Annotated in this window: 16 protein-coding genes; 10 read left to right on the top strand and 6 right to left on the bottom strand. The window is 63.9% G+C overall.

From position 1 onward, the window contains the following. The first annotated feature begins 30 nt into the window (after nucleotides 1–30). The 6 genes from AC1AV0_RS01665 to AC1AV0_RS01690 are packed head-to-tail and all read left to right on the top strand — an operon-like array spanning nucleotide 31 to nucleotide 5311. The gene (locus tag AC1AV0_RS01665) at nucleotides 31–1107 is read left to right on the top strand and encodes an AAA family ATPase (RefSeq protein ID WP_476570749.1); all 1077 of its coding nucleotides are present in this window, start codon (nucleotides 31–33) and stop codon (nucleotides 1105–1107) included. After that, complete coding sequence (locus AC1AV0_RS01670; RefSeq protein WP_476570750.1) at nucleotides 1104–2081, top strand: DUF58 domain-containing protein; 978 nt, start codon at nucleotides 1104–1106, stop codon at nucleotides 2079–2081. Before AC1AV0_RS01665 ends, AC1AV0_RS01670 begins: the two co-directional genes overlap by 4 nt. After that, nucleotides 2078–2602 carry a hypothetical protein gene (locus tag AC1AV0_RS01675; RefSeq protein WP_476570751.1) on the top strand — a complete coding sequence of 175 codons (525 nt, stop codon included), beginning with the start codon at nucleotides 2078–2080 and terminating at the stop codon, nucleotides 2600–2602. Before AC1AV0_RS01670 ends, AC1AV0_RS01675 begins: the two co-directional genes overlap by 4 nt. After that, nucleotides 2599–3666: a vWA domain-containing protein gene (locus AC1AV0_RS01680; RefSeq protein ID WP_476570752.1), complete on the top strand. Its 1068-nt coding sequence runs from the start codon at nucleotides 2599–2601 to the stop codon at nucleotides 3664–3666. The genes AC1AV0_RS01675 and AC1AV0_RS01680 overlap by 4 nt, the downstream gene beginning before the upstream one ends. Beyond that, nucleotides 3663–4688, top strand: coding sequence for a VWA domain-containing protein (locus tag AC1AV0_RS01685; RefSeq protein ID WP_476570753.1), 1026 nt, complete (start codon nucleotides 3663–3665; stop codon nucleotides 4686–4688). The genes AC1AV0_RS01680 and AC1AV0_RS01685 overlap by 4 nt, the downstream gene beginning before the upstream one ends. Beyond that, on the top strand, nucleotides 4685–5311 hold the full coding sequence (locus tag AC1AV0_RS01690; RefSeq protein ID WP_476570754.1) for a DUF6466 family protein: 627 nt from the start codon (nucleotides 4685–4687) through the stop codon (nucleotides 5309–5311). Before AC1AV0_RS01685 ends, AC1AV0_RS01690 begins: the two co-directional genes overlap by 4 nt. A 103-nt stretch (nucleotides 5312–5414) precedes the next feature. Here AC1AV0_RS01690 and AC1AV0_RS01695 read toward each other — a convergent pair whose 3' ends face one another. Both AC1AV0_RS01695 and AC1AV0_RS01700 read right to left on the bottom strand, forming a co-directional pair. Next, a complete protein-coding gene (locus AC1AV0_RS01695) occupies nucleotides 5415–6311 on the bottom strand; it encodes a family 43 glycosylhydrolase (RefSeq protein WP_476570755.1) in 897 nt (298 codons plus the stop codon). Nucleotides 6312–6322: 11 nt separating this feature from the next. After that, entirely contained in the window at nucleotides 6323–6553 is a 231-nt protein-coding gene (locus tag AC1AV0_RS01700) for a hypothetical protein (RefSeq protein ID WP_476570756.1), read from the bottom strand. 377 nt (nucleotides 6554–6930) lie between these two features. Between AC1AV0_RS01700 and AC1AV0_RS01705 the strand changes: the two genes are divergently transcribed. Together AC1AV0_RS01705 and AC1AV0_RS01710 are read left to right on the top strand one after the other, a co-directional pair. Continuing rightward, nucleotides 6931–7251: a hypothetical protein gene (locus AC1AV0_RS01705; protein WP_476570757.1), complete on the top strand. Its 321-nt coding sequence runs from the start codon at nucleotides 6931–6933 to the stop codon at nucleotides 7249–7251. Then, nucleotides 7248–8807: an alpha/beta fold hydrolase gene (locus AC1AV0_RS01710; RefSeq protein WP_476570758.1), complete on the top strand. Its 1560-nt coding sequence runs from the start codon at nucleotides 7248–7250 to the stop codon at nucleotides 8805–8807. Before AC1AV0_RS01705 ends, AC1AV0_RS01710 begins: the two co-directional genes overlap by 4 nt. Here the strand turns inward: AC1AV0_RS01710 and AC1AV0_RS01715 are convergent. From AC1AV0_RS01715 to AC1AV0_RS01730, 4 genes are all read right to left on the bottom strand, one after another. After that, a complete protein-coding gene (locus tag AC1AV0_RS01715) occupies nucleotides 8804–9730 on the bottom strand; it encodes a sensor histidine kinase (RefSeq protein ID WP_476570759.1) in 927 nt (308 codons plus the stop codon). The two genes, AC1AV0_RS01710 and AC1AV0_RS01715, sit on opposite strands and share 4 nt — an antisense overlap. Nucleotides 9731–9763: 33 nt before the next feature. Then, a complete protein-coding gene (locus AC1AV0_RS01720; RefSeq protein WP_476570760.1) occupies nucleotides 9764–10576 on the bottom strand; it encodes an ABC transporter permease in 813 nt (270 codons plus the stop codon). Between the two features lie 17 nt (nucleotides 10577–10593). After that, a complete protein-coding gene (locus AC1AV0_RS01725) occupies nucleotides 10594–11538 on the bottom strand; it encodes an ATP-binding cassette domain-containing protein (RefSeq protein WP_476570761.1) in 945 nt (314 codons plus the stop codon). A gap of 234 nt (nucleotides 11539–11772) precedes the next feature. Then, nucleotides 11773–12555, bottom strand: coding sequence for a response regulator transcription factor (locus AC1AV0_RS01730; RefSeq protein ID WP_476570762.1), 783 nt, complete (start codon nucleotides 12553–12555; stop codon nucleotides 11773–11775). Between the two features lie 264 nt (nucleotides 12556–12819). Here AC1AV0_RS01730 and purB point away from each other — a divergent pair, with 264 nt between their 5' ends. Further along, nucleotides 12820–14262, top strand: coding sequence for an adenylosuccinate lyase (gene purB / locus AC1AV0_RS01735; protein WP_476570763.1), 1443 nt, complete (start codon nucleotides 12820–12822; stop codon nucleotides 14260–14262). Nucleotides 14263–14399: 137 nt separating this feature from the next. After that, the gene (locus tag AC1AV0_RS01740) at nucleotides 14400–16898 is read left to right on the top strand and encodes a lysylphosphatidylglycerol synthase transmembrane domain-containing protein (RefSeq protein ID WP_476570764.1); all 2499 of its coding nucleotides are present in this window, start codon (nucleotides 14400–14402) and stop codon (nucleotides 16896–16898) included. The last annotated feature ends 21 nt before the right edge of the window (nucleotides 16899–16919 follow it).

The following is a 16919-nucleotide window of genomic DNA, read 5'->3' on the forward strand; positions in this document are numbered from 1 at the left end:
CCGTCAGCAAGACTTGTTACCGTGGTGGGCATGGCTTTATTCCCCACACAACCGCAGATGCCCCCGAAACCGGCCGTGGCACCGACCGCAGCTCCCGCGCCTCAGGCAGCCGCCGCGCTCGCTCCCGCCGATGTCAAGCGAGCCCGCGCGCTGGCGGATACGATCCGCTCGCGTTTCGCACTCACGCTGGTCGGGCAGACGAGTCTGCGTGAATCCCTGATCGTCACGCTGGTCGCCGGCGGCCATGTGCTGATCGAATCCGTGCCCGGTCTGGCCAAAACCACCGCGGCGCAGACGCTGGCCACCTGCGTCTCCGGCACGTTCAAGCGCGTGCAGTGCACGCCCGACCTGATGCCCTCCGATCTGGTGGGCACGCAGGTGTTCGACTTCTCCACGCAGAAGTTCACCACGCAGATCGGCCCGATCCACGCGAATTTCGTGCTGTTGGACGAGATCAACCGTTCCAACGCGAAAACCCAGTCCGCCATGCTTGAGGCGATGGCCGAAGGCGCCACCACCGTCGGTGGACAGCGCATCGCCCTGCCGCGGCCGTTCATGGTGATCGCCACCGAGAACCCCATCGAGGAGGAGGGCACCTTCAACCTGCCTGAAGCCCAGATGGACCGCTTTATGATGAAGGCCGTCATGACCTATCCCTCCGCCGAGGATGAGACGCGCATGCTGGCGATGCTCACCCGCCGCGGATCCGATATGATCGGCCCCGACACCATCACCGGCGAGAAGATCTCCTTAAACGATGTGGAGTTCCTGCGTTCGGCCGCCCGGCGCGTGCACGTCTCCGACGCGATCATGCGTTACGCGGTCGATCTGGCCGCCACCTCGCGCGGCGCGGGATCGCGCCCGATCCAAGGACTCGCCTCGCTGGTGCGTTTGGGCGCCAGCCCGCGCGCCTCGATCGCCCTGATTCGCATCGGCCAGGCCAACGCGCTGCTGGCCGGACGCGACTATGTGGTGCCGGAGGACATCAAGGCCTTCGCCCACGAGGTGCTGCGCCACCGCATCATGCTTACCTTCGAGGCGCTGGCCGACGGCGTGAGCACCGACCAGATCGTCGACCGCATCGTCGAAACGGTTCCCGTTCCATGAGTTCAACCGGTAACGACGACCCGATCCGCAGGAAGATCGAGGCCCTCGGCACCCAATTGAGTCTGCCCACAGTTCGACGGGCGTTGGGCGTGCTGGAGGGCGAACACTCCTCCGACCAGCGCGGCGGCGCGGATGACGCGCTGGATGTGCGCGTCTACGAGCCAGGCGACGAATCGCGCCTTATCGACTGGAAGGCGAGCGCGCGCATGGGCCGCCCCATGGTGGTGCAGCGCGAGAGGCCCGCGACCTCGCATGTGTGGCTGCTGATGGATGTGGGGATCCAGATGCGCGGCACCTGCGTTTCGGGCGAACGCGCGTACGAGGTCGCCGCCAACGCGTTGCGTATGTTCGCGGCCCTGTCGCTGCGCCGGTCCGACGAGGTGTCGCTGGTGATGTGCCATGAGGCGAGCATCACACGAGTGCCGTTCAACGGCGGATTCGCCCAGTTCGAGCGCACGCTGGACCAAGCGTTGGACCGCGATTGGAAGCATGGGCGCAATATCGACGCGATGTTGGAATACGCCCGTCGTATCAAGGACCGCGAGGCGCTGATCGTGCTCGCCACCGACGAGCATGCGTTGGCCGAACGCCATCTGGAACAGATTCGCCGCATCGCGCGCACGCATCCGATCGTGCTGATCGACGTGGCCACGATGAATCCCTTCCAGCCGTTGGCTCCGGGCCGCAAATCCCCGCTGGACGGCACCAGCGAACGCCGGGTGCCCGCGTTTTTGCGCGCTGCCCGCGCCGCGCGCGAGGTCGACACGCACCGCGAGTATATGGCCGCGGCGTTGGAGCGCGAGCTGCGCAAAACGGGTTCGCATATGATCCGCGCCGTCTCCAGCGAGCAGATGTTCTCCGCGTTCGTGGCGCTGATGTCGCGCGCGCTGGCGTATTCCACGCGCAACCATCTCAACGCCGCCCCCACGCTGAATCTGGCCGGCGCGGCCGTCTCACCGGGAGGTCGGGCATGAGGGGTGTCGCTACGGATCTGAACGAAATCAACACCGTCGGCGAACTGTCGCTGGCCACGCCGCTGCTGGTGTTCCTGGCGGTTTGCCTGCTGTTGGCCGCCGTGCTGGCGGCCGTTGCGGTGCTGCTGTCGCGCCCGCGCCGGGTGGCGACGAAACCCGCCCGCGGAGCGCACACCCACGCTTCGGATAAGGCGCAGTGGCGCGCACGTATTGCCAAGGTGACGCGCGCGTACCACGACGGCGAAATCTCCCGTGAGGAAGCATTCGTGGCGTTGGCGCAGATCGCCCGCGAATTCGCCTCCCTCTCCAGCGGCCGCGACCTGGTCGCGAGCACGCTGACCGATCTGGCGTCGCAGCACGCCGGCACCGCGCGCGGAGGATTGCAACTGTTGCGCCAGACCATCGAGGCCTTGTATCCGCCCGAATTCGCCAATGCCGCGGTGAACAGCCGCGCCCGCGGCGTCGAGGTCGATGAGGCGGCCGGTTGGGTGTCGAATCTGGTGGAAAGGTGGCGGCGATGAGCATGCAATGGCAATGGCCGTGGGCCGCGCTGGCCGCCGTGCTGGCGGCGGTGGCCGTCATCGTGCTGGCCGTGGTGTTCGCCACGCGCACGAAACCCGACGATATGGGCGACGATGCGGTGTTCTCGCTGGATGACGATCTCGCCACCGATGAGGCCTCGCGCCTGATGGGCCAGTGGCGTATGCTCAGCCGGATCGGCATCGCGCTGCTCGCCGTGATGATCGCGGTGGCGATCGTGCTGGTCGCGCGCCCCTTGCGCGTCGACCAAGGGCAGGAGCAGGCCAGCGGACGCGATATCGTGCTGTGCTTGGACGTGTCCGGCTCCACCCTGCCCTACGACCGCGAGGTGATCGACACCTACCTGAGCTTGGTGGAGAGTTTCGAGGGCGAACGCATCGGCCTGAGCATCTTCAACTCGACCTCGCGCACCGTCTTCCCCCTGACCGACGACTACGAACTGGTCACCGACCAGCTCACCAAGGCGAGCGAAGTGCTCGAAGGCGTACAGACGCAGGACGACATCGACCAGATGACCGACATCCAATACCAGAGCATCGCCGACTGGCTGGAGGGCACGCAGAACAAGCAGAACGCCACTTCGCTGATCGGCGACGGCGTGGTCTCCTGCGCGGCCATGCTGCCCGGCTTCGCCTACGGCGAGGCGAACGAGGCGAACGCCGAACGCCAACGCGCCGCGTCGATCGTGCTCGCCACCGACAATGTGGTGTCGGGAGACCCCACCTACACGCTCGAGCAGGCGTTGGACCTGACCAGCAGCGCGGACATCACGGTCGACGGCCTGTATTCCGGCCCCCGCTCCAGCGAAGGCGACGAGGACACCCTCGCCATGCGCGAGCAGATCGAAGCGCACGGCGGCGTGTTCCTCACCCAATCCAACGGCTCTTCGGTCGAGGAATTGGTGCGTGAGATCCAGCAGCGCCGCGACGCCCAGAACGATGAGGCCAGCAAGGCCGCCATGGTCGACGCGCCCGGCTGGTGGGTGCTGGCGTTGGTGGTGATGGTCGTGCTGTGGCTGCTGGCAGCTTGGAGGTTGCGTCGATGAGTCAGTTCACCTTCTCCCCCGAGCTCGGATGGCCGGTCGCGATCGCGTTGGTCGCGCTGTTGTGCGTGATGGCCGTGGTTCAGGTGGTGCTGCATGTGCGGCGCGCCGACAGCGACGAAACGCTGTTCGCCTGCGTGCGGCGCGTGCTGATCTGCCTGACGTTGGCGCTGATGGTGCTCACCCCCAGCGTGGTCTCCTCCACCACCAGCCGCGCGGTGAACGCCACCGACGTGGTGGTCGCCGTCGATGTGACCGGATCCATGGCCGTCACGGACGCGCATTACGGGGCCGACGAGACAGTCAGCCGGCTGGACGCCGCCAAACAGGCCGTGCATGACCTGACCGAACAGTATGCCGACGCGAGCTTCGCGGCCCTGCGCTTCGGCGCGTCCGCGACGCTGGACGTGCCGCTGACGCCCGACGCGCTGGCGATCGACAATTGGGCCGACACCCTGTCGGTGGAATCCACTTCGGTTTCGGCCGGCTCCAGCTTGGACGAGCCGATCGACCAGCTGCTGCTCACCTTGAAGTCGATTCGCGAGCAGCATCCCGACGATGCCATCGTGCTGTACCTCATCACCGACGGCGAGCAGACCTCGACCGGGACCCGACGCACGTTCTCATCGCTGCGCCAGTACTTGGATGACGCCTTCGCCGTGGGCGTGGGTTCCACCGAGGGCGGGCGCATCCCCGTGGTCTCGGATGGTGTGGGCGCGATCGATCCGGACTCCGAGAATTGGGTCACCGACCCGGATACGGGCGAGCCCGGCATCTCCACGATGGACGAGACCACGCTGAACGAACTCGCCGACGAGATGAGCGGCACCACCATCATCCTGTCCGCCGAGCAGACGCTGGCGAACGGCGTTTCGGCCGAAGCATCAAACCAGTGGCGCGTCACCAGCACCACCAAGGAACGCCTGCGCACCACCCCGGTGGTATGGCCCGAGGCGATCGTGCTGCTGGCGTTGCTGGCCATGGAGGCCGGCGCGTGGATCGCCACGTCAAGGAGGCTGATATGAGCCGTATGGGCAATACGGGCAATGGCACGGGCGATGGTATGGGCAAGTCCACGCCCCGCGCGTCCCAGACGTCGCGTGCGTCACATGCGCCGTTGGGCGTGCGTATCGCGCTGATCGCCGCGGCGGCGGTGCTGGCGCTGGGTGCCTGCGTGGCCGCGGTGAATCTCGCCGCCGTACTCACCTTCAACGCGGCCACCCGCAGTCTGCAGGAGAACCTCGCCTCGGCCTCCGAGGAGACGGTCGACTACGATACGTTAAGTGCTTTGCAGGAGCAGACCGACGCCCAATTCGACGAGGCGAACACATTCCGTCCACTGCTGCTCAGCCAGATCCGCGAAGCCATCGATGCGAACAGCGAGGCCTCGCGTTCGCTGACGACCCTTGCCCGCGAGCAGCTCGACCAGCAGCAGAACGGCTCCTCCGATAATGCCGACACCGACTCGTCGAACCAGGATTCGACGGAGCAGGGTGGCGGACTGACCGAGGAACAGCGGGCACAGGTGGAGGAACTGCTGCAATCCAACCAGTCGTCCACCGGCTCACAGGATTCCGACACCTCCGATTCCTCCGACACTCAGCAGGAAGGTCAGTCCGGCGGCACTCAAACCCCCAAACCGTGGTGATCACGCTCGATGTCGTGATTTCGCCCGCATAGCATGATGCCGTGGATGACGGTCAACCGTCGCCCACGGCATCATGCGTATCAAGCGCCAAGCGACTGACGCGTCACGCCTCGTACTGCCATTCGTCATGCCATTCGAGGCTGGCATTGCCGTCGCCGATGCGAATCGGCAGCCATAGCGTGGGAGAATTGCCCAGATCGTCGGGATTCCAGCGATCGCCGATGTACAGGAACTGCCCATCAGGCAACGGCAGCACCAGATCGCATTGGGAGTCGAAAGTGCGCGAGCCTTCCGGAGTGAACGGCTTCCAATCGCTCCACGGGCCTTCGATGGCCGGCGCGGTGGCGAACATATTGTCGTTGCAATCCCAACCGGTCAGCTGCGAGCCGAACCAGTAGTACAGCCCCTCATGGCGAATCATGGTCGGGGATTCATATCCAAACACATAGTTGGTGCCTTTGAGACACACGACGTCCTCGACCACGCTGTGGTAGTCGGCGGACAGACGATAGATATGCGTGCCATGTTCGCGGTCCTCGGACAGCAGGTAGCCTTCGCCGTCCTCGTCCTGGAACACGCCGATGTCGCGGCTGATATTGCCGAACGGCTGCATCGAGAACAGGAATCGGAACGGGCCGAGCGGATTGTCGGCCACGGCCACCGCCACATGCGCGTAGCTGTAGTCATGGCGTTCCGCGTGAATGTACATCACATATTCGCCGGTGGACGGGCACCGCAGCACTTTGGGGCGCTCCGCGATAGTGTTCGCCGCAAGCAGACCTTCGTCGCGAACCGGCAGCACGATGCCCTGATTCGTCCAATCCCGCAAGTCCGGCGAGGTGTAGCAGGCGACGCCTTGGAAGAGATTGCCCTTCACCTTGTTCTCGCCATAGGCGTAGTACAGGTCGCCGAATTTTTGGATGCCCAAACCGTGGAGCTGGGCGACCTCTCCACGGTCGTCATGCGCCAGACGGACGCCGGACATAGTCACTGTTGTCATGATGAAGCCTTTCATGTGGTCGGGATGTCGGGGCCGTACCGCTCGAGGATGCCGGTACGCCGCCATGCGGCGATCGGTGCCTGATCCTGGGGGATGGACGTGGATGTCGTCGCCGACAGCACGTTGGTCCATGCGGCGTCGTTGTACGGCTTGCCGACGCTCTCGTCGATTTCTCCTTCGAATTTTCCGATTATTCGGGTGGAACGATGCGCGGGAACTCCGCAGAGATCAACCACGACCACGGAGTTCCCCGTTCCTTTGGAAGAATTGCTTCCTCCATTGATGTTTACGTTAACACTTTGATGATGTTAACGTCAACATCCATGAAAAAGCGAGTTTCGCAGCCTTGTTGAGAACTGATGTTCATACGTTCGGCGTGACACGCCAATTGCGGAGGGATTCCGAATCATCCCGCCGCAATGCTTGCGGGGGCATTTGCCACGCAGCCAATCTTTTCATCCAACGCCATATGCGCTGGAGCATTGGAGGATAACCCGCTAGCGCAATTCCAAGATGCATGGGGGTACGTCTTCGCCGACAATGTGGATAACTTCGAGGCTCGAACCACATAACCCGTTCCGGCTGGACAACGGCACTCGTTTCCCCTTTGACTGGAATCATGAACGCATTACCCACACCCCAGTCGTATTCGCCCTGGTCGGGGCTCGCCGGCAATACGGTCACGGCCTTCGACTCCTCATGCCCATGCCATGCGGCGGTCCAGTCCAGCCGGGATCTCATCGCCGTCACGGCACGTTCCACCGAAGCCGCGCTCGAACGCGCCGCGACGGCCATCGCGCAATCGCGAGACATCTCATGGCAGGGCCGCGCGGCCACCCTGTTCCGCACGCGGCTCGATAATGTGGCGCGTGAAGCCGCCGCGTTGTCAGGCGAGATGGACGCCACCATACGGCTTTCATTGTCGGCAGGTGCGCCATGAGCTGGCAAGTCACTTCGCATATCTACGGCGGTAAGGGTTTCACGCCCGCCACCGTGGAGGAATACGCCCGTATCGCCCGCGCGTTGGACAGTGAGGCCTGCGCGTTGGGTGCGCTGTCGTCCTCGTGGAGTTCCACGGGCGTGCAGCTCGGCTCACATCGCGCCAGCGCGCCGATGTGCCCGACGCTCGCCTCGGGCGATATCACCGCCTCAAACGCGCAGCACACGACGCTCCCCTATCAGACGTTGTCCTCGCGCTGCTCGAACCATGCCGTCGACTGCCGACGGCTGGGTGATGCGCTGTCCGATATGGCGCAGCTTCTGGTCCGCGCCCACTCGCTGTACGCCGACGCCGAACTCGCCTCGCGCCGCATCCTCACCGAAATGATGCAGGTGGGCACCCAGATCAAACCCGGATACGCGGCCGCCGGCACGGGCGCGTTGGCGGCCGGCGGACTGCTCGCCGGATGGGCGGTCGAAGGCAAACCGAATCCCGCATGGATGTCCACCACCACGGCGAGATTCCAGGAGGGCATGATGTCGGGCATCGGCGCGAAGGTCGGCGGCGTGCCAGTCGGAGTGGGATTGGCCCGCACCGACGAGGTCAACACGGCGGCGGGGCGCATCGCCGGCGTGTCCGCTCCGGTGAAGAACCTCGCACAAGGCGACCAACTGCATGTGCGCGAGGTCACGTCGCGGACATCGGTGGTACGGGCCAGCACGTCGGTGGGCGATTCCTTGGAGAACCTGCGGCGGCTTGCCGAGGAGCGGTTGGGCAAGGTGGATCTCGACAGCGGACTCGAATACGCCACCATCGCCATCCAACGCTATGAGCGGGCCGACGGGTCGAATGCATGGCTGGTCACCATTCCCGGTACCGACGGACAAGCGGATTCGCCGTTCGGATGGGCGCAGAACGTGGAGTTGATGAGTTCCGACGCGGATCGACGCATGAAGGCGGACAGCGCGCGCATGGTCGTGGAGGCGATGGAGCAGGCGGGAATCGGCGAGAACGATCCGGTGGCGTTGATCGGGCACTCGCAGGGTGGCATCGTGGCCGCGGCCATCGCCGCAGACAAGGCGGATGACTACAACATCCAACATGTGGTGACGGCCGGCTCGCCGGTGGCCAACCACCCCATCGGCGAGAACACGTGGGTCACCAGCATCGAAATCGACGACGAGTTGGTGGCGGCGTTGGATGGAGCAGAGAATCCCGCCACCGATAATTGGCTGACGGTGCGCGGGCACGTCTCCCTCGCGCCGAACGCAACCGAAGCGAGCGTCGACGAGAATGGGTCGTGCACGCCGGGATCCACGCCGGTCGCCGGAGCGACGCCCTTCGATGCGGCACCCGTATTGGGTTCCACCACGCAGCGCGAGCTGAGCCACTGGCTCAAATACCATCAGGCGGCCTATCAGAACGCCACCGACCTGGGATCGCCCGCACTGCAACGACACGAGCAGCATTTTCAGGAGACCATCGCCGGAGAACTCAAGGAAACCCGCTACTTCGAAGGCCGCATGACCCGTTCCACCAACGCGCGTACCAGCTAGTGAACGCGTAGGTCGATCACCAATTGGGGCAGGGTGTCCGCGCCAGCGACATCACCGTCTGCACGCTCCAGCCGTGCTGTCAGGGACATGCCCATGGATTGGGCCAAGGATTGGGCGACCGAAAGACCCAATCCGGAGCCGCCGGACGAACGGGCGTCATCGGCTTGGTAGAACCGGGCGAACAAACGGTCGGGATCGAGCGACGCCACAGCCGGTCCGTCCACGGCGTTGGAGAACGAGACGACTCCCCCACGCTGGACGATCGTCGGCGCGCCCTCGCCATGACGCAGCATGTTGATGACGAGATTGTCGACGATGCGCACCAGCGCGGCCCTGTCCGCCTCGACCGAGAACGCCTCGTCCTCGAAATCCACGGACGGCTCCCAGCCGCGCTCCTCGAACTCGGGGTAATGGCCCACCAGAACGCCGGCGACCAGCGGATGCACGGCCACTGATTCGATCTCGAGCGCCCGGTCGGGGTCGTTGGCGCGCGCATAGGAGAACAGTTGGTCAAGCAGATCGCGCATATCGTTCAGACGGTTGAGTGCCGCGGTCAAATGCCGGGACGGCTCCTTTCCGCAGGGCGACTCGTCGACTCCGTCCAACGCGAGCTGGATATGGCCCTGCGCGCCCATCAAAGGCGTGCGCACATCGTGGGCGAGGGCCGACATGCCCCGCTGGAACTCCTGCCGATCACCGATGGATTGGATGCGTTCCGACTGGATCTCATCGAGCGCGGCGTTGATTGAAGCGGCCAGCTCGCCCCAGGCCATCCCGGATACACGCACGTCCAGGCGGGCGTTGCCGTCGGCCGGCCGACGCGTGAGGAACCGCGCCGCGCGCCGATGCTCATGGGCGACCACCGCCGCCACGCCCAGCGCGCCGCACGCGATTCCCACGACCAGCACCAGCACATATCCCATACGCCCATCCTAACCGCCGCATGCTTCCTCACCTCAGCACACGTCGCGGCGGCGGTTGACCAGCACCGCGGCGCCGCCGGCGAGCGCGACCCATCCGACGAAGGCAATCAACGCATGCAGCCACACCGGCATGCCGCCGATTGTGGCGGTGGCGTCGAGCTGTGAGAAATTGTAGGAGGGCAGCCATTCCATCGCGTTTGCGAACCATGGCGAGTCCGGCTTATCGAACAACTGAGCGGCAGTGAACAACGCGACTTCCGCAGGACCCGTTGGCTGTACCACAATCATCGTGACGATGCCCACTCCCCTGCTGCGAAACAGCCATGTGGCGAATGCAACGACGGAGGACATCGCGAACACGCCCAGCATCACCAACCCCACAAAACCGAGGTAGATGCCCCAATCCTCCCGTTGGTCGAAACGGAATCCCAAGATGCCAAATCCGATCTCCGCGGACACGATGTACACCAGCGTATGCCACACCGTCAGTGCCGCCAACGTCAGCAGCCTGCCGACATAGTAGCCTCCCATGGGCCGTCCGGCTGCGAGGTTTTTGACGAAGCCGGTTTCGAAATCCTCGTTGACGACCAACACCGCGAAAATCGTCGCCAGAACACTCAACGCGGCGTCGGTGATGCCCAATTCGCTCAACAGCATGGCATGGCTGTCGAATCGCATGGAATCGAATATCGCGGTATCGGCATCGAGTTCGCCCTCCACATGCCGGACCATATAGAAGCTCAGGGCAATCAGACCGATATTCATCACGGCGATCAGCGCGGTCATCACCCAGAGTTTGCGCCCGTGAATCAGACGATAGATATCGGATTTGAATATGTTGATCATGGCTTGTTCCCTCCTCTTCAGCGTCCGCGCGATTCCATGAGAGACACAAAGTATTCCTCCATGTCCTTGGATTGCATGGACATCTCGCGAACCTCCTGCCCATTGGCGTGCAGGATGCCCGATATCCGGTCGGCATCAAATGCGCCGGAGATGATGATCGACCCGTCAGGTTCGGCGACGAGACGCGTCGTCTCGCCTATGCCGTCACCATTCGTGAGTGAATTCCTCAGATCGAGGGCATCCTCCAACAGAGCCAATGTCCTCGTCGGCTCGGCGGTGCGCACGCGCAGGCTTTGCCCGCATTCGCGTTCCACGTCGCCGGCGGTCATCTCGCGCGTCATGCGGCCGTTTGCGATCACGCCGTAATGCGTGCACATGCGCTCCAACTGGTCGAGCACGTGCGAGCTGATCACGATGGTGATGCCGCGGGTCTGGTTGAGATTCACCAGATAGTTGCGCATGGCGCGGGCCCCTTCGGGGTCGAGGCCGTTCAGCGGCTCGTCGAGCAGCAGCAGATCCGGACCTCCCAACAACGCCAAGGCGATGCCGAGCCGTTGCTTCATACCCAGCGAAAAGCCTTTGATTGGTTTGCGTCCGGCCTCGCCGAGCCCCACCTGCGCCAATAGGTCGCGGCAGGCGGTTTTGGGGTCGGGGACTCCGAGGGCGAGCGCCTGCGTCATCATCATGTCGTAGGCGTTCAGGTTCGGCAGCAGACCCGGATTCTCGATCAACGCGCCGATACGTCGCACATCGGGCGTCTGCCCGCCGAACAGTGTGATCTGTCCGTCGGTCGGCGTCACCAATCCGGCGATCATCTTCATTACCGTGGATTTGCCGGCGCCGTTCTTGCCGACGAATCCGTAGATCGCGCCTTGCGGCACGTGCATCTCGAAGTCGTCGATCACCCGTCTGCCCGCGTATCGCTTGGCGAGCGCGCGAACCCTCACCGCTTCCATAGCCATCACTCCATTCACATTGCGTTCATTGCCGATGGTTTCACGCTACGATGCGTTTCTTGCGCAATCAGCGCCTATTTCTTACCAAAGCGTGATGTTTCCCGCATGCCGGACGAACGCTTTTCGAGTTTGGTGTGTCAGGCTTTCGAGACAAGGCCGCGTCAAACGATTGATGTTGCAATGGTAGCGTTCACATAGCCGTTTTCTCCGCACCTCGAAACACCAAACTTCACATCGGGGTTATTCGACGGTCAATTTGACGCCCAACCCCCAGACGGTACGAATGTAGGAGTCCGTGCCGGAGGCTTTGAGTTTGGCGCGGATCTTCGAGATATGCGCGGTGACGGTGTTGTCGTCGACCAGATACGATTCACCCCAACACAGCTCGTACACCTGCTGTTTGGTGAACACCTGGTTGGGGTGGGCTGCCAGCAGTTCGACGATATTGAATTCGATGTTGGTCAACGGCACCGGCTCATCGTCGACGGAGAACACTCTGGCGGCCGCGTTCACCGACCAACGACCGACCCTTAACAGGTCATGTCCGAGGCTCCCCGTTCGCAAATTCGAGCCGTCTGTTTGACCACCTCGGCGGACCAACAGCTCCGTATCTTGGGTGACGCCATCGCGGTCACCCAGCGTGGCGAGAGCATAGGAACGGCCGCGCAGCTGGGATTCGACGCGGGCGGCGAGTTCGTCGAGGTCGAAGGGTTTGACCAGATAATCGTCCGCCCCCATCGCCAGCACGGATACACGGTCGCCCACCGTGCCGCGCGCGGAGATCACGATAATCGGCGCGCCGGAACCGTGCTCGCGCAGGTCGGCAATCAGCCATTCGCCGGAGACACCGGGCAGCATCAGGTCGGTGACGATCAGATCGAAGGATTCGCGTTCCAGCAGCATGCGGGCTTCGGAACCCGAGTATGCGGCCGTCATGCCGTATCCGGCGCGGGTGAGCCGCGCGCACACCACCTCGTTAATGTCCGCGTCGTCCTCGACCACCAGAATCCGCGCGCCTGCCATCCGCCGTCACCTCCGACCTTCCATGGACGTTTCTTCACAGGATTATGAGATCCCTCGACTTCGCTCGGGATGACAAAGGAAAGGCTCGGGATGACAATGGCATATCCGCGCCTTCTTCGTCATGCCGAGCGGAGCGAAGCGAAGTCGAGGCATCTCAACCGGAATGACGAGATCCCTCGACTTCGCTCGGGATGACGAGAAACCTGCGCGCAATGACGACGAACCGCTTTTCCAATTCTTGGGCTGGAAGTACCCTAGAGAGTTATGAAGCTTACTGATATCTACCCCGCAATCGCATTGACTCCGCTCGACGGCCGTTATCACGCGCAGACCGCCGACCTCGTTGAATATTTGAGCGAACCCGCCCTGAACCGCGAGCGCATGCGCGTCGAGGTCGAGTGGATGATTCTGCTCGCCAACGGCTTCGACGGCAACGGCAACCAGCCCATCGTCGAAGGCGTCAAGCCCTTCACCGACGCCGAGATCGCGTTCCTGCGCGCCATCCCCGAGAACTTCGGCGCCGAAGGCATCGCGGCCCACGCCGCACATGAGGCCGTGACCCACCACGACGTCAAGGCCGTGGAATACTACATCGACGACCAGCTCGACAAAGCGCCCGAAACCCTCGGCGCCGACACGCAGCTGCCGAACATCAAGACCCTGGTGCATTTCGCCTGCACCTCCGAAGACATCAACAACCTCTCCACCGCCCGTTGCGTCAAGGACGCGATGGAACAGGTGTGGCTGCCGAACTTCGAGGCGATCATCGACCACCTCGCCGCCAAGGCCGAGGAATACAAGAGCATGGCCATGCTCTCCCTCACCCACGGTCAGCCGGCCACGCCGACGACGCTGGGCAAGGAGCTCGCCGTCTACGTGTACCGCCTGAACCGCCAGCTCAAGCATCTGAAGGCGCAGGAGTATCTGGGCAAGATCAACGGCGCGACCGGCACCTTCGGCGCGCATCTGGCCGCTCTGCCGAACGTGGATTGGGTGGCCGTCTCACGCGAGTTCGTCACCAACCGCATGGGACTTACTTGGAATCCGCTGACCACGCAGATCGAAAGCCATGACTGGCAGGCCGAGCTCTACGGCACGGTGGCGCATGCCAACCGCATCATGCACAACCTGTGCGTGGACGTGTGGATGTACATTTCGCGCGGCGTGTTCGCGCAGGTGCCCGTCAAGGGCGCGACCGGCTCGTCCACCATGCCGCACAAGGTGAACCCGATCCGCTTCGAGAACGCCGAGGCGAACTTCGAACTCTCCTGCTCGCTGCTCGACACGCTCGCCGCAACGCTGGTCGAATCCCGCTGGCAGCGCGATCTGACCGACTCCACCACGCAGCGCAACATCGGCTCCGCATTGGGCTACAGCCTGCTCGCCCTGAACAATCTCATGGGAGGCCTGAAGTCCATCCACCCGAACGACATCGTCATCGCGCGCGAGCTCGATGAGAACTGGGAGGTGCTCGGCGAGCCGATCCAGACCGCCATGCGCGCCTGCGAGCTCAGGGGCCTGCCCGGTATGGAGAAGCCGTACGAGAAGGTCAAGGAGCTGATGCGCGGACACGAGATCAGCCAGAAGGACGTGGAGTCGTTCATCGATTCCCTCGCCTTCGACGAGGCGACCGCCGCGTACCTCAAGGCGCTCACCCCCGCCACCTACACCGGCGTCGCCGACCAGCTGGTCGCCTTCGACCGCTGACGGGCGCCAACCGCACACATAACCGACGCCGTTGAGATCGACCCCTCGCATCTCAACGGCGTTATGGTCCGAGACTCCACACCCGGGGCCGCCCAGCCCACTCGAATCCTCTGCATAAGGAGCAACCTGTTCACAGCATGACGAACGGCATCGAAAGCAATCGGCACGCTTCGGAGACGACCGAATCCCTCGAGGCGGGGTTGAACTCGCCGTCCGCGCGATCCGCGGACGGCGTGCATATCGATGACATCGCGCCACACCGCACCCGCGATTTCGGCGATCTGACGCGTGCGGCGCTGTCGGTGATCGTCGCGATCGTCGCGGTGGTGTGCGCGGCCACGATGCGCGGACTGACCGCCGGCGTGGAATCCGACGCGCATACCGCGGCGCAGGCCATCGAATGGTTGGCCGACGTGCCGTCGTCCGTGCTGCAGCAGCTGGCCACCATCGTGATCGTGGTGATGGTGCTCGCCCAATTGCTGATCTCGCGAGAATGGTTGCAGGCCGCCGTTTCGGCCGTCGCCATGCTGGTCGGCTATGGCGCGATCTGGGGTATTTCCGCGCTGATCAGCATCAATGGCAGTCCCGCGCTGATTGCTGCGATGTCTTCCGCGGCGACCGCGACCGGCATTGGACTGCTGCCGGACGTCTACGCCGGCATCGGCGCGTTCCTCACCGTCGCCGGCCCGCGTCGCATCCGTTCCAGCGTCAAATGGGCGTGGAACATCCTTTACGCGCTGGCCGCGATCATGGTGGTGCTGTCGTGGCATTCGGTGGCGGGCATGGTGGTGGCGCTGGCAACCGGTCGTGTGATCGGCATGCTGATCCGCTTCATCGTCGGCACGCGCAACACCGGAGTGTGGGGCGAGCAGCTGGTGGTCGCGCTCAAAGGCATCGGGCTCAATCCCGTCTCGCTGGTGCGCCGTCATGATCCCGTCGTCACCGGCAACGCCCTGACCGCCGTATTGGACGACGATCTGGTCGAGGGCTCACGCATCTACGATATGCAGACCCGCAATGGCCGCCGCTATCTCGTCTCCGTGCTCGACGGCCAGCGCCATACCGCCGGCTATCTCAAACAGCTGTGGCAGTGGATGCGTTTCACCGGCGTCTCCATGCGCCGCGACCGTTCCACACGCGATGCCACCCAGCATCATCAGGCCATGCTGTTGGGCTTGGAGCATGCGGGGCTGCCGGTCTCACGCCCCTATGGCATCGCCGACACCGAGGATTCCTCGGTGCTGGTGCTCGACGCCAACACCCAGGCGCTGCCCTGCAATCTCAATACGCTCACCAACGACGACGCCATCGCCTATATGCGCTATCTCGATGTCGCCAACCGCCGCGGGTACACGCATCGCCGCATCACTCCGGACACGCTCGCCCGCTTGGATGACGGCACGCCGATCATCGCTGGATGGCATAACGGCGACAACGCTTCGATGCCCGCCAACATCGCGTTGGACAAGGTGCAGATGTTCGCGCTGATGAGCGCGCTGATCGGCATCGACCGCACCATTGAGTCCGCACGGGTCGCGTGGGGCACCGACACGCTGGTCGAGCTCGCACCGTTCGTCCAGAAGGTCGCCGTCCCCTCCGACATCCGCGCGCTGCCCTCGTGGGATCGCCAACTGATCGACCGCCTGCGCAAGCAGCTGCTCGCCTTGGGCCCGCAGGAGATCGCCGAATCGATGGAGCCCGTGGCGCTGGCCCGTTTCTCGCCGCGCTCGTTCATCGCGATGGCGCTGCTGATCGTGGCAGTGGCCGTGGTGTTCACCCAGCTCAAGCCGGACGAGGTGATCGCCGCGGTCACCAACGCGAGGCCCTCCATGGCCGCGTTCTGCCTGCTGCTCAGCGTTATCGCCTGGCTGGGTTCGTCCCTGTCGTTGGGCGCGTTCATCGACCACGACCGCCGCAATGCCATGGGTGTGTTCATGTCGCAGGTGGCGGCCGGTTTCGCCACCGTGTCCATGCCGGCCGGCGTAGGCCCCTCGTTCGTGAACCTGCAGTTCCTGCGCCGCAGCGGCTACCGCAACACGCCGGCCACCGCCATCATCAGCGCGGTGCTGGTGGTGTATTACGCGGTGTATGTGACGATGCTGGTGATCATCGGCCTGTTCACCGGCCGCGACATGCTTTCCGGCATGATTCCCACCAACACGCTGATCATCGTGCTTGGCGTGGTGGTGATCGTCTGTTCGGTGGCGATGATGATTCCGCCGGTCCGCAGGCTGATCGCACGCAGGCTGGTGCCCATCGTCAAGTCGTATACCAGCCAGTTGTGGGATGTGCTTTCCCAACCTCGCGCGCTGGCGTGCAGCGCCGTCGGCGTGCTGGTGCAGAACATGGCGCTTGGCTTGGCGTTTTGGGCGGCATTGCTGGCGTTCGGCACCACCACGAATCCCATCGAGACGATGTTCGTGTTCATGCTCGCCAACGCACTTGGCTCGGCCGTGCCCACACCGGGCGGCCTGGGCGGCGTGGAGGCGGCATTGACCTTCGCGTTCGTGGCCGTGGGCGTTCCCCAAGGCGTGGCGCTCTCGGCCACACTGCTGTACCGCGTCGTGTTCTACTGGCTGCGTATTCCGTTGGGAGCGTTGGCAATGCGGTGGTTGTCGAAGCGTAATCTCGTCTGATTTTGCCCCTCAAGGGGCACG

It is taken from the genome of Bifidobacterium sp. LH_558 (genome assembly GCF_056356295.1).

Bases quoted from the DNA above. Each gene is read 5' to 3' on its own strand.
- AC1AV0_RS01690 (WP_476570754.1), top strand. From the start codon at position 4,685: ATGAGCCGTATGGGCAATACGGGCAATGGCACGGGCGATGGTATGGGC.
- AC1AV0_RS01670 (WP_476570750.1), top strand. From the start codon at position 1,104: ATGAGTTCAACCGGTAACGACGACCCGATCCGCAGGAAGATCGAGGCC.
- AC1AV0_RS01685 (WP_476570753.1), top strand. From the start codon at position 3,663: ATGAGTCAGTTCACCTTCTCCCCCGAGCTCGGATGGCCGGTCGCGATC.
- AC1AV0_RS01680 (WP_476570752.1), top strand. From the start codon at position 2,599: ATGAGCATGCAATGGCAATGGCCGTGGGCCGCGCTGGCCGCCGTGCTG.
- AC1AV0_RS01725 (WP_476570761.1), bottom strand. From the start codon at position 11,538: ATGGCTATGGAAGCGGTGAGGGTTCGCGCGCTCGCCAAGCGATACGCG.
- AC1AV0_RS01720 (WP_476570760.1), bottom strand. From the start codon at position 10,576: ATGATCAACATATTCAAATCCGATATCTATCGTCTGATTCACGGGCGC.
- AC1AV0_RS01740 (WP_476570764.1), top strand. From the start codon at position 14,400: ATGACGAACGGCATCGAAAGCAATCGGCACGCTTCGGAGACGACCGAA.
- AC1AV0_RS01675 (WP_476570751.1), top strand. From the start codon at position 2,078: ATGAGGGGTGTCGCTACGGATCTGAACGAAATCAACACCGTCGGCGAA.
- AC1AV0_RS01695 (WP_476570755.1), bottom strand. From the start codon at position 6,311: ATGACAACAGTGACTATGTCCGGCGTCCGTCTGGCGCATGACGACCGT.
- AC1AV0_RS01710 (WP_476570758.1), top strand. From the start codon at position 7,248: ATGAGCTGGCAAGTCACTTCGCATATCTACGGCGGTAAGGGTTTCACG.
- AC1AV0_RS01705 (WP_476570757.1), top strand. From the start codon at position 6,931: ATGAACGCATTACCCACACCCCAGTCGTATTCGCCCTGGTCGGGGCTC.
- AC1AV0_RS01715 (WP_476570759.1), bottom strand. From the start codon at position 9,730: ATGGGATATGTGCTGGTGCTGGTCGTGGGAATCGCGTGCGGCGCGCTG.
- purB (WP_476570763.1), top strand. From the start codon at position 12,820: ATGAAGCTTACTGATATCTACCCCGCAATCGCATTGACTCCGCTCGAC.
- AC1AV0_RS01730 (WP_476570762.1), bottom strand. From the start codon at position 12,555: ATGGCAGGCGCGCGGATTCTGGTGGTCGAGGACGACGCGGACATTAAC.
- AC1AV0_RS01665 (WP_476570749.1), top strand. From the start codon at position 31: ATGGCTTTATTCCCCACACAACCGCAGATGCCCCCGAAACCGGCCGTG.